The organism is uncultured Campylobacter sp., from assembly GCF_938045405.1.
Lineage (GTDB): Bacteria > Campylobacterota > Campylobacteria > Campylobacterales > Campylobacteraceae > Campylobacter_B.
Window position 1 is genome coordinate 1 of record NZ_CALIMW010000209.1, and the last position, 11,484, is coordinate 11,484.

At 45.8% G+C, this 11,484-nt stretch carries 14 protein-coding genes; 8 read left to right on the forward strand and 6 right to left on the reverse strand.

Annotated elements, in window-relative coordinates; genetic code table 11:
- Positions 1 to 686: hypothetical protein (locus Q0140_RS08575; RefSeq protein WP_297963750.1), on the reverse strand; the 686-nt coding region annotated here is incomplete at its 3' end.
- Between the two features lie 255 nt (positions 687 to 941).
- Here Q0140_RS08575 and Q0140_RS08580 point away from each other — a divergent pair.
- From Q0140_RS08580 to Q0140_RS08615, 8 genes are all read left to right on the forward strand, one after another.
- Complete coding sequence (locus tag Q0140_RS08580) at positions 942 to 2,174, forward strand: hypothetical protein (protein WP_297963753.1); 1,233 nt, start codon at positions 942 to 944, stop codon at positions 2,172 to 2,174.
- On the forward strand, positions 2,171 to 4,093 hold the full coding sequence (locus tag Q0140_RS08585) for a ribonuclease R family protein (RefSeq protein WP_297963755.1): 1,923 nt from the start codon (positions 2,171 to 2,173) through the stop codon (positions 4,091 to 4,093). The genes Q0140_RS08580 and Q0140_RS08585 overlap by 4 nt, the downstream gene beginning before the upstream one ends.
- Positions 4,093 to 5,097, forward strand: a complete 1,005-nt coding sequence (locus Q0140_RS08590; protein WP_297963757.1) for a DNA polymerase III subunit delta — start codon at positions 4,093 to 4,095, stop codon at positions 5,095 to 5,097. The genes Q0140_RS08585 and Q0140_RS08590 overlap by 1 nt, the downstream gene beginning before the upstream one ends.
- Positions 5,098 to 5,181: 84 nt before the next feature.
- A complete protein-coding gene (gene rpsF, locus Q0140_RS08595) occupies positions 5,182 to 5,595 on the forward strand; it encodes a 30S ribosomal protein S6 (protein WP_005873267.1) in 414 nt (137 codons plus the stop codon).
- Positions 5,596 to 5,605: 10 nt separating this feature from the next.
- Positions 5,606 to 6,199, forward strand: coding sequence for a single-stranded DNA-binding protein (locus tag Q0140_RS08600; protein WP_005873266.1), 594 nt, complete (start codon positions 5,606 to 5,608; stop codon positions 6,197 to 6,199).
- A gap of 13 nt (positions 6,200 to 6,212) precedes the next feature.
- Complete coding sequence (gene rpsR, locus Q0140_RS08605) at positions 6,213 to 6,473, forward strand: 30S ribosomal protein S18 (protein WP_295151385.1); 261 nt, start codon at positions 6,213 to 6,215, stop codon at positions 6,471 to 6,473.
- Positions 6,474 to 6,570: 97 nt separating this feature from the next.
- Positions 6,571 to 6,867 carry a hypothetical protein gene (locus tag Q0140_RS08610; RefSeq protein ID WP_297963760.1) on the forward strand — a complete coding sequence of 99 codons (297 nt, stop codon included), beginning with the start codon at positions 6,571 to 6,573 and terminating at the stop codon, positions 6,865 to 6,867.
- A 47-nt stretch (positions 6,868 to 6,914) separates the two neighbouring features.
- Positions 6,915 to 7,418: a hypothetical protein gene (locus Q0140_RS08615; protein ID WP_297963762.1), complete on the forward strand. Its 504-nt coding sequence runs from the start codon at positions 6,915 to 6,917 to the stop codon at positions 7,416 to 7,418.
- 329 nt (positions 7,419 to 7,747) lie between these two features.
- Here Q0140_RS08615 and Q0140_RS08620 read toward each other — a convergent pair whose 3' ends face one another.
- From Q0140_RS08620 to Q0140_RS08640, 5 genes are all read right to left on the reverse strand, one after another.
- The gene (locus tag Q0140_RS08620) at positions 7,748 to 8,200 is read right to left on the reverse strand and encodes a hypothetical protein (RefSeq protein ID WP_297963764.1); all 453 of its coding nucleotides are present in this window, start codon (positions 8,198 to 8,200) and stop codon (positions 7,748 to 7,750) included.
- A gap of 39 nt (positions 8,201 to 8,239) precedes the next feature.
- The gene (locus Q0140_RS08625; RefSeq protein ID WP_297963766.1) at positions 8,240 to 9,277 is read right to left on the reverse strand and encodes a hypothetical protein; all 1,038 of its coding nucleotides are present in this window, start codon (positions 9,275 to 9,277) and stop codon (positions 8,240 to 8,242) included.
- The gene (gene queA / locus Q0140_RS08630; protein WP_297963768.1) at positions 9,274 to 10,293 is read right to left on the reverse strand and encodes a tRNA preQ1(34) S-adenosylmethionine ribosyltransferase-isomerase QueA; all 1,020 of its coding nucleotides are present in this window, start codon (positions 10,291 to 10,293) and stop codon (positions 9,274 to 9,276) included. The genes Q0140_RS08625 and queA overlap by 4 nt, the downstream gene beginning before the upstream one ends.
- 1 nt (position 10,294) lies before the next feature.
- Positions 10,295 to 11,050, reverse strand: coding sequence for a twin-arginine translocase subunit TatC (gene tatC / locus Q0140_RS08635; RefSeq protein ID WP_297963770.1), 756 nt, complete (start codon positions 11,048 to 11,050; stop codon positions 10,295 to 10,297).
- A 15-nt stretch (positions 11,051 to 11,065) separates the two neighbouring features.
- Positions 11,066 to 11,484, reverse strand: a 419-nt coding sequence (locus Q0140_RS08640) for a hypothetical protein (RefSeq protein ID WP_297963772.1), incomplete at its 5' end; no start/stop codon positions are given.

Consider the following 11,484-nt stretch of genomic DNA (forward strand, 5'->3'; position numbering starts at 1 on the left):
TAAAGTCTTTCGTTATTTCGCCTATAATCAGACCAATGTATGTCTTCTGCGTATTCAAGATTTATTTGAAATTTTGGAAATATTTTCCAAAAATTTTTAAAACTTTTATTTTCATATCTATAAATTACCAAAAAAACTATAATTTCTAAAAATTCCGCAAACAATAATATAAATATTAAAAGTAATACACCTATTAAAGATATGCCAAAAGTTCCTTTAATAAAGCTAATTATGAAAAAACTAACCAAAAATACCTTACCAAAAATAGTTGAAAATATCATATCTAAAAACCAATTTGCTTTAAAAGTTGTGTCTTTGTTAAATATTATATCTTCACTGCTAATTTCTTTAAAATTTTGATCATAATATGCAACTTTTGAATTATAAAAATAGGTATATTTTTTCTTTAAATTTATAATATTAAAACAATCAAATATCAAAAATACAACTATTGCAAAGCCAAATTTTATTATCGTTCGTTTTGTGTCATCAAAATCTAAAATACCGCTTTCAAAATCGTCTAAGCAACTAATGCAAAACCCAGAAGCAGTAATCCAAAATATTAAAATAATCAAATAGTGTAAAATTAAAGGAAAACCAGAATAATCACGCAAAACTAGCGGTTCTTTGTCGTAGTCCCTAGTCCTTTCTTTTCTTGGCACAGAGCTGGCTTCAAATTTATCCAAATCAAGCTCTCTATAAACGGAATTTCGATGCATTCTATACGAAAGGAGATTAAAATTTTATAAAACGACAAGTGAAATTTCGGTTTTGCCGCTGCGACAAGCTGCAGGTTGATCTGCGATTTTCAAACGCAAAAAAAGCGCTTAAAAGCCTCGTGAGCCGAAGTGGAATTTAGACGCAACGGCGGCGTTCTGCTTTGCAATTTGAGTTAAAATTTGATATGATTGTGCGAAATTTATATTGAACGGCTTTTGAAAATGAATAAATTTATAACCCAAAAAATAGGCGCACTCGCGGGTTTTAGCGATGAAATTTTAAAAATTTTAGCATCGTTTGACGCGGATGTTTCGGACGCCAGGCTCGCTTTGCAAATTTCAAAAAATGCTCCCCTCACAGATAAAATTTTAGATTTAGCCTTTTGCGGTTTGTCTAAATTTAGCGCCGAAGGGCTTGCGGGGCAAAATTTCGCTACTGCAGATGAGCGGTGCGATCTACAAGGCGCGGAGCCTATAAAGTATGGCTTGCAAGACGCCGCAGACGAGTGGCGGCAAAACGAGTGTATCTCGAGCGAGCAAAAAGGTGCAGACTTAGCAGGGCGGGGCGATAGTCTCAAATTTAATCACTCAAATGACGCAAGCGGCGCGAACTACAGCGACGAGAATTTTAAATTTAACCCCTCGCAGGCCGCGAGCGATACACAGCGGCAAAATCAGCACGCCGCTGCGAGAGCTGATTGCACGCTAGGTTCGGGTGTTTCTGCGCAAGCCGAACGAGTGCATGGGCGAGAGCCGATACAAGCGCAGCAGCAAAAACAGGAGCAAGAATGTGGGAGAGCGCAGGAGCAGGGACAAGAGCAGGGCGCCGCGGCACTAAAAACGCTAAATTTACAGCGAGCGTTTGAGCTTTACGGGCGCGAGCAGATGCGGGCGTTTTTTCTATTCGCGGTATTTGACGAGATGCTAAAGCCGAGCCTACGGGCGTATCGCATCGACCGCGAAAAGCTCACGCAGGTCTCGCTGCTGCGAAATCTGCTTATGTTTTCGTGGATCAAATCCTACCCGCAGATCGAGCAAAACATACTCTCAAGCGTGATTTTAGTGGAGTTCGGGCGGGTTTTTATCGACGAGCAGGTGTGCGCGGCGGGCAAGACGGAGGAATTTTACCATGCCATCAAAGGCTCGATCTTTCCGCAGGATTTTACCGACGTGGAGATGAAATTTAGCGGCACGAACCGCGAGAGCGTCTCGCACGCGCTATTTGCGCATTTTGGGCTAGAGCAGATCGCGCAGGACGCGCTGTATTCAAACGCCCCCGACGACGCGCCTTTTGAGAACAAATCCCGCTACGCGATGCTAAAAATCGCCAAAACCGCGGTCAATATCTACCATCACTTCGACGAGCTTAGCATCGACAACGCTTTAAATTTACTAGTCGAGTTCGGCTTCGAGCAGGAGGCGTTTTTAGAGGCGAAAGGCGAAATTTCGATATGAAAGAGTTCCTGCGCGCCTTTAACTTGGGCGTATTTGAAAAGGATCTTAGCGGCGAGCAAAAGGAGCTCGTGCGCAACCTCCTAAATATCGGCGCTATCAGCGCGCACAAGGGCAAGCTCTACCTAAACGACGGCTATGTTTTCGGCAGGCTCGACATCGCGCGTGACGGCACGGGCTATCTGCAAAGCTTTGACGACCGCTTCAAAGCAGATCTTATCATCGAAAACAGATATCTAAGCGGCGTGCATCTGGGCGATCTGATCCTAGCAAAAATTTTAAGCTCAAGAAAGTCCCGCCTGCACGCAAAGGTGCTGATGTGCGTCAAGCCCGCATTTTTAACGAGCGTGGTTTATACCAAAAGCTTCGGGCGCGAAATTTTAGGCGTGAACGTCAAAACCGGCCTCGCAAATCCGCTCAAAGCCACGCAAAAATCGCTAAAGCAGCTGCCCGCAAACACCCTTTTAAAGATTGATAATCTAACGAACGAGATTACCGAGGTGATCGGAAACTTATCCGATCCCTTCGTCGATGAGAAAATTTCTTTAGCGATCTACGATAAGAACGACGAATTTAACGAAGCGTGCAAGCAGCAAGCCGCGAGCTTCGGCAGAGAAGTGGACGAGGCGCTGTATCCGCAGCGCGTGGATTTACAGCATCTGCCCTTTTGCACCATCGATCCCATCGACGCCAAGGACTTCGACGACGCGATCTATTTTGACGTAAAAGAGCGCACGCTTTACGTCGCGATCGCCGATGTGAGCGAATACGTAAGCGAATACTCGCCGATCGATAAGGAGGCGAAATTTCGCGGCTTTTCGATCTATTTCCCGCACCGATCCGTGCCGATGCTGCCGCGCGAGCTTAGCGAAAACATCTGCTCGCTGATGCCGAATCTTCCGAGGCTGGCCTTTGTTTTTAAAATCGCTTTGGATGAAAATTTAAACCCGCAAAAAGAGGAGCTTTTCGAAGCGATCATAAGATCAAAACGCCGCTTTAATTACGACGAGGTCGATGAAATTTTACGCACCCGCAAGGCGTGCGAGCCTGAAATTTTAAGCTGGCTCTTGCCGCTTAATGAAATTTGCGAGCGCCTGCGCCGCGCGAGGCTAAAGCGCGGATTTGATTTCCGCACCAAGGAGCTTCGCATCACGCTTGATGAATACGGTCTAATAAACTCCACTCGCTTTGAGACCGACACTCCGTCGCACAAACTCATCGAGGATTGTATGCTGCTAGCCAACAAAGCCGCTGCGGCGCGTATCGAGCGGGGCGTTTTTAGAAATCACGGCTCGGCCGAGCTTAAAAAAATTTACGCGCTGCTTGACGATCTGGCGCTGTTCGGCATCGACGCGCCGTATCAGAGCAACCTTGCCAAAATGATCGGCGAAATCCAAGCACAAGCCGATACTATGGGTATCCGCGAGGAGGTCGATAAGCTCATCATCAAGGCTCAAAAGCGCGCCGAGTACGGATCCGAATCGCGCGGGCATTTTGGGCTCGGATTTGATAACTACACGCACTTCACAAGCCCGATCAGGCGCTATTCCGATCTCATTTTGCACCGCTTGCTAAAGGCGCAGATGAGGGGGGATGAGAAATTTTATAATTACCTGCTTTTAAACATCGACGCGACGTGCGCGCGGTTAAACGAGCTCGAGCGCGAGGCGGATAAGGTTGCGTTTGATTTTATGGACCGAAAATTTGCGCGCTGGGCCGCGGAAAATTTGGGCAAAAAATTCCGCTGCTACATCGACGAAAACGGAAATTCCGTCACCGCAAAGCTAGACGACAAGCTAAAGGGGGCTAAAATTTTAGTTTCAAATTTCGCTGGCGACATTTTAACGCCCGTGCTGGTAGAGCTTACGGATGCAAACATCGCTAGCGGAGTGATTTTAGGCAGGGTGGTAAAGAAGATCTGATGTATAAGAAAGAATTTGACGGGCTTATCGCAAGCGGCAGGGTGCCGAATTTCGTGCTTTTGCGCGGCGGAGACGACTTTTCAAACGAGCTTTACGCGCAGCGCCTAAAGCAAATTTACGCAGCCGATAATTTTTTGAGTTTGTATTTTTTAGAGTATGATTTTGAGCAGGCGCGAAGCTTTTTGGAGCCTTCGCTTTTCGGCGGTAGCAACACGCTTCACATCAAAACCGCCTCGCTCATCAAAAAGGAGGAGCTGCGAAGGCTCATCGCGCTGTGCAAGGCGGACGCGAATAACCATCTAATCTACGAGCTAAACGATAGCGAAATTTCTGTAAGCGCGGATTTTATCAAGGAATTTGAACGAAACGAGGTTAGATTTTTCAAACCATCGGGCGTAAACGAAGCCATAGCGCTGCTTGCGCAAAAATGCGAGATGTGCGGGCTTTTTGCAAACACCGCCGCACTTAGCAGGATCTACGCCATCCACAACGAAAGCCTGAGCCTAAGCGCGAGCGAGATAGAAAAATTTGCAAGTCTGGGGCTTGAACTTAGCCTGCAAAACGTAAATTTAATGGTTTATGGCCTCAGCGAGGTGAGCTACGACGAGCTTTTTGATAAAATTTTTGGACTAAGCGACTTTCGCGTAGATTTTTACAAAATGGCTCTGGGCGGCGGATACAACGAGATGGAGCTGATAAATTATTTCTACCGCCTGATTTATAGAATTTTTCGCCTGCATGCTTACGTGAAAATAAACGGCAGATTTGATTTTAAGGCGGTTTTAGGCTATCAACCGCCCCCTTCCGTGGCCGCACAGATGCAGCGCTATGCCACCGGTTTTTCAACGCGGACGTTTTATAAAATTTTTGCCCACTTAAACGATTTGGAATTTGAACTAAAAAGCGAAAAAAACGCGGCGAAGGACGAGCTTTTGCTTGCGTCGTTTTTGAGGTTGCAGCGCATGCTGCTAAGTTCGCTCGGGCAAAAAGCAAATATTAAGTGAAATTTTAGTAATATCTCTTCGCATTTTTTGCAAAATCCTTGCCCGCAGACACCGTTTGCGAGCTAAAATCCATAAGGAGAATTTATGAGAAACTACGAGGTTTTATTCATCGTTAAGCCCACGCTTACCGACGATGAAGTTAAAACAAAAGTCGATTTCGTCAAAGAAATCATAACCAAAAACGGCGGAGAGATTGCTTCCGTAATCGAAATGGGCGCTAGAAAGCTTGCCTATAAGATCGACAAATATGAGCGCGGAGTTTATTTCGTAATCTATTTTAAAGCCGAGCCGAGCTTGATCTCCGAGCTTGTTAGAAATCTGCGCATCACCGAAGATATCATTAGATTTTTGACCGTCAAATATGAGACTAAGCGTGAAATTTCCGCTTGGGACAAGCTAAGCAAAGGCATCAAACTAAGCCCTGCGAAAAAAGAGCGCGAGCCAAAAGCGCCGGTAGAGCCAAAAGAGCCTGAAGAAGCAGCCAAAGAGGGCGAATAAAGGATAAAATATGTTCAATAAAGTAGTTTTGGTAGGTAATTTAACCCGAGATATCGAGCTTAGATATCTGCAAACGGGCACCGCCGTAGGCAAAACCGGCATCGCCGTCACGCGCAGATACAATAGCTCAAACGGCGAGAAACGCGAAGAAACGTGCTTTATAGACATAGATTTTTTCGGTCGCACGGCCGAGATCGCAAACCAATACTTGCGAAAAGGCAGTAAAATTTTGATCGAAGGCCGCTTAAAGCTAGATCAGTGGCAGGATCAAAACGGACAGAACCGAAGCAAGCACTCCATCAGCGTAGATACTATGGAGATGCTAGGAAGCAATCAAGGTGGAAGCGGCGGCTATAATCAAGGCGGCAATTACGAGGGCGGCAATTATGGTGGAAGCTCCGGCGGCTACGGCGGAGGAAATTCTAGCTACGGTAATTACGGCGGCGGAAATAGCTATGCTAACAGACAAAACTCAAATTCTAGAGGCGCAAAAAACGATTATAACGCGCCTAAACAAAAAGAGCAGAGTTACGAAAGCACGATTCCGGAAGTCGACGTCGATGCCGATAAATACGATGACGGCAACGACACGATCCCATTTTAATTAAGGAAAAATCATGGCAGATAAGAGAAAATATACTAGGAAGTATTGCAAATTTACGGAAGCAAAGATCGAATTTATCGATTATAAGGACACGGCGCTGCTAAAGCACTGCCTAAGCGAGCGCTTTAAGATTATGCCGCGTCGCTTAACCGGCACCAGCAAAAAATACCAAGAGATGGTAGAAAAGGCTATCAAGCGCGCGCGCCAAGCAGCCCTTATACCTTACATCGTCGATCGCAAAGACGTGGTCGTAAATCCATTCGAAAATCTTTAAATTTTAGCGGTGTAGAGCCGCTAAAATTTCCTTCTTTTTAAATTTTTTAAGTCCATTTTATATATAATTATGACCATATTTTTCGAAGGAGAAATTTATGGCAGAGAGCGATCATCCAGATTATTTAATATGCCCCTTTTGCGGTAAGGACGACGTCAGATACGGTGCGGTCATATGCAGCGAATGTCAGGCAGAGATCTATTATAGCAGATCTTGGGTTAAATTGCTTGTGGGTGGTGTGATACTTATAATTATTGGCATTTATGGTCTAGTAAAAGGATTTATAGCTGTAAGTGCGGTAATAATAGGCACTGGCGCAGTCTGTATAATCTCGGCGCGCAAAGATTCTAAAGATCACGAACCAAGGTTTATTAGAGACTTTGAGCATCAATAGAATTTGCGTCTTTTACATAAATAGAGTGTTTATAGAAGGGAGATCTTATGAATAATTTCCTGATAAGCTATTATTTAACAAGCCGCTTGGGCGGCGAGCTCATTATCGGTATTTTAATTATAATAGCGGGATTTATGTTTGGTATAGATAACATAATCGCTTTTATTATAGGCTGTTTTGTGTTTTTTCTTTCAAAAGAAATTTTAAATGAACTTGCTAAAGACTCGAGCAGTATTGTTGTATCAATATTCGTACCATTGATTGGTGCAGCGGCATTAGGCTATTTGGCGTGGGCTTTGAATTGCGAAGAGAAGCAGCCGAAAGAGCTTAAATCCGAAGTGCAAGTACAACAAGTGCAGCAGAATTTGACGCAGCAGGATAAAGTTTATTATATCCAGCGAAGTTTGATGTTTGGCGGCTACGGCTTAATGATCGACGGTAAATGGGGCAAAAAGACTATGCGAGCGGCGCAGAAATACTCTGGCTCGTCCGCGACCTCGATCGACGAGCTTTATGAGGTGGTCAAGGCTAAAAAAGAGAGCGAAAGATAAAATTTAAATAGCAAGCCAAGCCATCCGCACTAAATTCTTAAATTTACTCGCTTTATATGCGTCTTATCGGGCGTGCTTCAAAACAGATTATGCCGTTTGTAAAATATCTTAAGTCCGCTTGAGGCGTAAATTTTAAAAATGGAGCTTGAGCGTTTTTGAGGTAAGCGGACGAAATAAACTTGCTTGTGCGCGGACTATGTTAAATTTAATAAATTTAGCTGCAAGGCGCGACGGAATTTACGCTGTTTGCGGCTTACAAGTGGGATAAATTTAAGGGCGCGATCTTTACGGGCAAAATTTTATGCGCGACGACTGAGGCGCGCGGTTTTCTATGAAAGTTTAAATTTCTTATGCTCAAAGTGGTATTTTTTCTGCGAAATCGCGTTAAATTTAAGGCTATCTATCCTGGAGAAGTTAACGGCGTATTCCTTCAAGCAAGCGAGGATGAAAGAGAAGCGGTAATTGCCATTTTCGTAAAATATCTCGCTCGTTATTATTTCGCCGGGCGCCGCATCGCATCTTTGATCCGAGCTCATAACGCATTTTAGTTCATAATATCCATTTTGCAAATCTCCGATGTAAAATTTCAAATGCAACTTTTCATTGATTTGTTTTTCGGGTAGCAATAGCGCATCGTTGAAGTTTATGCCCGCAAAAATTCTTTCTAGCGTATGCATATTTTTATGCAGCCCTGCCAAATACGCCTCGTACCGCCGCTGCCTTAAGGCATATTCGCTATCTTTTATATTGCCCTTGATCCAATCTAAGTCAAAATATAGCACTTCAATATCTTCGGTTTTAAATTTATCGCCGCCTGTTCGCTACAGCCCCAAGAAATTCTCATCGTTTTTGATCTTTTCGATGATATCGAGCGTGGCATAAAACTCGTCGTAGAAATATGGCATCTCGAGCTTGAAAAATTTAAAGCTTAGCCCCTCCAGCACCTTGAGCGAGTGTTTGTTTTTAAGCAAAAATATGAAAAATACCCCGTCTTTTTCCAGCGCGTTGAGGTAGTTTATTTCGCTTATATTGGCGCGTAGGATCTCGGCGTCAAGGATGACGACGTCGGCTACGTAGATGAAGTCGTTTAGATGTCTCTTCGCGCTCTCCCAGTTGGAGTTTGGCATCACGTCGCAACCAAGCCCGCTCAAAAAATCTCGCAGCTCCTCGAAGATCGCGCGGTTTTTGTGCGTGATTATGACGTTGTAGTCGTATTTTTTAGCGCTAAAGCTCTGCTGCGCGAAGCAGCTAAGCACGGCATCCATTTTGATAAAGGTTCCGCGCCCGTCGGCTCCAATACTTGGATGCGAACCGAGTGCACGCAAATGGGTCTGCGCCGAAGTAAGATACTCATCGTCCGTGCTAGCAGCGCTTTCTAGTGCACTTTTAAGCGCATAGGTGCGCGGATCCTTTAGCTCGCGATCGATGCCTACGCGAACGTCGAGCTTGATAGAGCTCATATTCGCTCTAAGTTCCTTGCTACTAAATTCCACGCTTACGCGGATTGGCTCAGCGATATTTTGTAGGAAAAACTCGCACGCATCAAATACCGCGCTAGTGAGATTTAGCACCTCGCCGCCGTAGATACGCGGCAGCTGCGGTGGGAAGCTAAGATAGAGCGTGCTGTCGTATTTCGTGCACTCCTCAAATAAAATTTCGCTTTGAAATTTTAAAATTTTTAAAATATCGATCTGCGCGATATCCTCGCGTCTAGGCACGACGGAATCGCTTTCTTTGGCTTTAGGCGCAGCGGAGAAAATTTTGCCGCTTACGGCGGGCTTTTTAGAAAAGAGCTTTCTTGCCACAAAGCCTGCCGTCGCAGCCAATATTGCTAGCGCGCCTAAAACCACGGCTTTCATAGCACAAGCATCCCATCGCCATAGGAGTAGAAGCGGTATCTTTGCTCCACTGCGATGCGGTAGAGCTCAAGCGTGCGCTCAAGACCGATGAAGCTCGCTACGAGCATTATCAGCGTGGATTTTGGTAGGTGAAAGTTCGTAAGCAAAAAATTCTGTCTTATCGGCGGATTGCCCGGGTGCAAAAACAGCTCGCAGATCCCACTACTTTGCCCGTTGCGTGCAAAATTTTCGATCGTTCTCGTAACGGTCGTACCCACGCCTAAAATTTTTCGCTCGCTTTTTAGAATTTGCGCGGTCTGCGGCGGGATGGAATAGAGCTCGCCGTGCATCTTGTGCTCGCGCAGATCCGCTACTTCCACGGGCTTAAAGGTGCCCGCGCCCACATGCAGCGTGATGAAGTGGATATCGTGATTTCGGCGCAAATCCGCAATCATCTCGCTATCAAAATGCAAGCTCGCGGTGGGTGCGGCGACGGCGCCTTGCTCGCGCGCGAAGATGCTTTGATACCAGCTCTCGTCCTGCTTGGTATCGGTGCGCTTGATATACGGTGGCAGCGGCACATGACCGATACGTTCGCAAATTTCAAAAACATCGTGGGTATTTAAAGCCTTGCCGCCGCGCTCAAATTGCACGATGCGAAGCCCGCCTTCCATCAGCTCGCAAACGCGCGCATTAAGATTGCTTTGAAATTTTAATTCGCTGCCTGCTTTGACGCTACCGCGAATATAGGCGCTAAATTTATTGCCCTCAAGCGGCGAGTTTAACAGAAGCTCGATCTTGCCGCCGCTGCTTTTATGACCGAAGAGACGCGCCTTAATCACCCGCGTGTCGTTGAAAATAATATCGCAGGGCGGCAGGGCGTCCGCCAGATCGCCGAAGCGTGCGTGCGTGATCTTCTCCTTGGCGCGGTCGTATATTAACAGGCGCGCGCTTTGTTTGGGCATCGCGGGCGCGCTTGCGATGAGCTCGCTAGGAAGCTCGTAATCGTAGCTAGAGACTAAATTTAGATCCGCCATCTTACGCCTGCGCTACGTCCGTGGAATTTTCGCCTTCGTCATCCTCCTGCTTATACGGATTTATCATTTTGGCGATGAAGATCGAAAGCAGATAAAGCACTATCAGCGGAGTTGCGAGCATAAACTGGCTAAGTACGTCCGGCGGCGTCATGACCGCTGCAAAAATGAAAATAATGACGATTGCATAGCGGAAAAAATCGCTCAGACTTTTGTTCGTCACAAGCCCGATTTTAGCGAGGAAAAAGGTTACTACAGGAAGCTCGAAGCTGATGCCAAATGCGACGACGAGCTTAGCGAAAAAGCCTACATATTCGCCGATCGTAGGCATCGCAGTAAATTGCTTGGCGCCAAAATTTACCAAGAAATTAAACGCTACGGGAATTACGAAAAAATAGCAAAACGCCGCGCCTAAAAAGAACATAATGCTCGCGCCGCTAACGAAGGGGATGACGTATTTTTTCTCGTTGTCGTAAAGCCCGGGCGCTATGAAAAGCCACGCCTGCCAGAAAATTATCGGCATCGCTAGAAGTAACGAGGTGAAAAACGACACCTTCATCGCGGTAAAAAAGGTCTCGCCAAGCTGGGTAAAGATGATCTCACTGCCCTTAGGAAGCACGCGCACTAGCGGGCGGGTCATAAAGCCTAAAATATCCTCCCAAAAGCCGAAGCACGCGACGAAAAGAACGATGACGGACAGCACGGAGATCACTAGGCGTTTGCGAAGCTCGGCTAGATGGGGTTTTAGCTCTTCAAACATTAAATTTCTCTCTCATTATGATTTTTGTGTATCGTTATTTTGCATGGAATTTTGCATAGAATTTTGCGCATCGCCGTTTAAATTTGCATTTTGCGTACCGCTTTTCGCTTCGCCATTCGCATTTGTATTTTGTACAGAATTTTCCGCGCCGCCGCTTGCGCTAGGCATAGAATTTTCGCCTTTGTTTTTGGCGCTCGAATTCGCGCTTTTGCTTTCAGCGCCGGAATTCATTGCACCGTCGGCAGAGCCTTGCGCAGAGTTCGCGGTGCCAGCGGAGCTTTGCGCGGAATTTTCTCCGCTCGAATTTGCTTTTAAATTTGCCGTCTCATTCTGTTTTTGTGCCGAGACTTTCGCGGAGTTTAACGCGTCTTTGGTGATGTCCGAGCTAAGCGTTTCTTTAAGCGAGCTTTCCGCGTCTTTTAGCCCCGCATTTA

What these genes read in the sequence shown, in the direction of transcription:
- queA (WP_297963768.1), bottom strand. Translation starts at nt 10,293, where the DNA reads ATGGCGGATCTAAATTTAGTCTCTAGCTACGATTACGAGCTTCCTAGC.
- Q0140_RS08625 (WP_297963766.1), bottom strand. Translation starts at nt 9,277, where the DNA reads ATGAAAGCCGTGGTTTTAGGCGCGCTAGCAATATTGGCTGCGACGGCA.
- rpsR (WP_295151385.1), top strand. Translation starts at nt 6,213, where the DNA reads ATGGCAGATAAGAGAAAATATACTAGGAAGTATTGCAAATTTACGGAA.
- rpsF (WP_005873267.1), top strand. Translation starts at nt 5,182, where the DNA reads ATGAGAAACTACGAGGTTTTATTCATCGTTAAGCCCACGCTTACCGAC.
- Q0140_RS08585 (WP_297963755.1), top strand. Translation starts at nt 2,171, where the DNA reads ATGAAAGAGTTCCTGCGCGCCTTTAACTTGGGCGTATTTGAAAAGGAT.
- Q0140_RS08615 (WP_297963762.1), top strand. Translation starts at nt 6,915, where the DNA reads ATGAATAATTTCCTGATAAGCTATTATTTAACAAGCCGCTTGGGCGGC.
- Q0140_RS08580 (WP_297963753.1), top strand. Translation starts at nt 942, where the DNA reads ATGAATAAATTTATAACCCAAAAAATAGGCGCACTCGCGGGTTTTAGC.
- tatC (WP_297963770.1), bottom strand. Translation starts at nt 11,050, where the DNA reads ATGTTTGAAGAGCTAAAACCCCATCTAGCCGAGCTTCGCAAACGCCTA.
- Q0140_RS08600 (WP_005873266.1), top strand. Translation starts at nt 5,606, where the DNA reads ATGTTCAATAAAGTAGTTTTGGTAGGTAATTTAACCCGAGATATCGAG.
- Q0140_RS08610 (WP_297963760.1), top strand. Translation starts at nt 6,571, where the DNA reads ATGGCAGAGAGCGATCATCCAGATTATTTAATATGCCCCTTTTGCGGT.
- Q0140_RS08590 (WP_297963757.1), top strand. Translation starts at nt 4,093, where the DNA reads ATGTATAAGAAAGAATTTGACGGGCTTATCGCAAGCGGCAGGGTGCCG.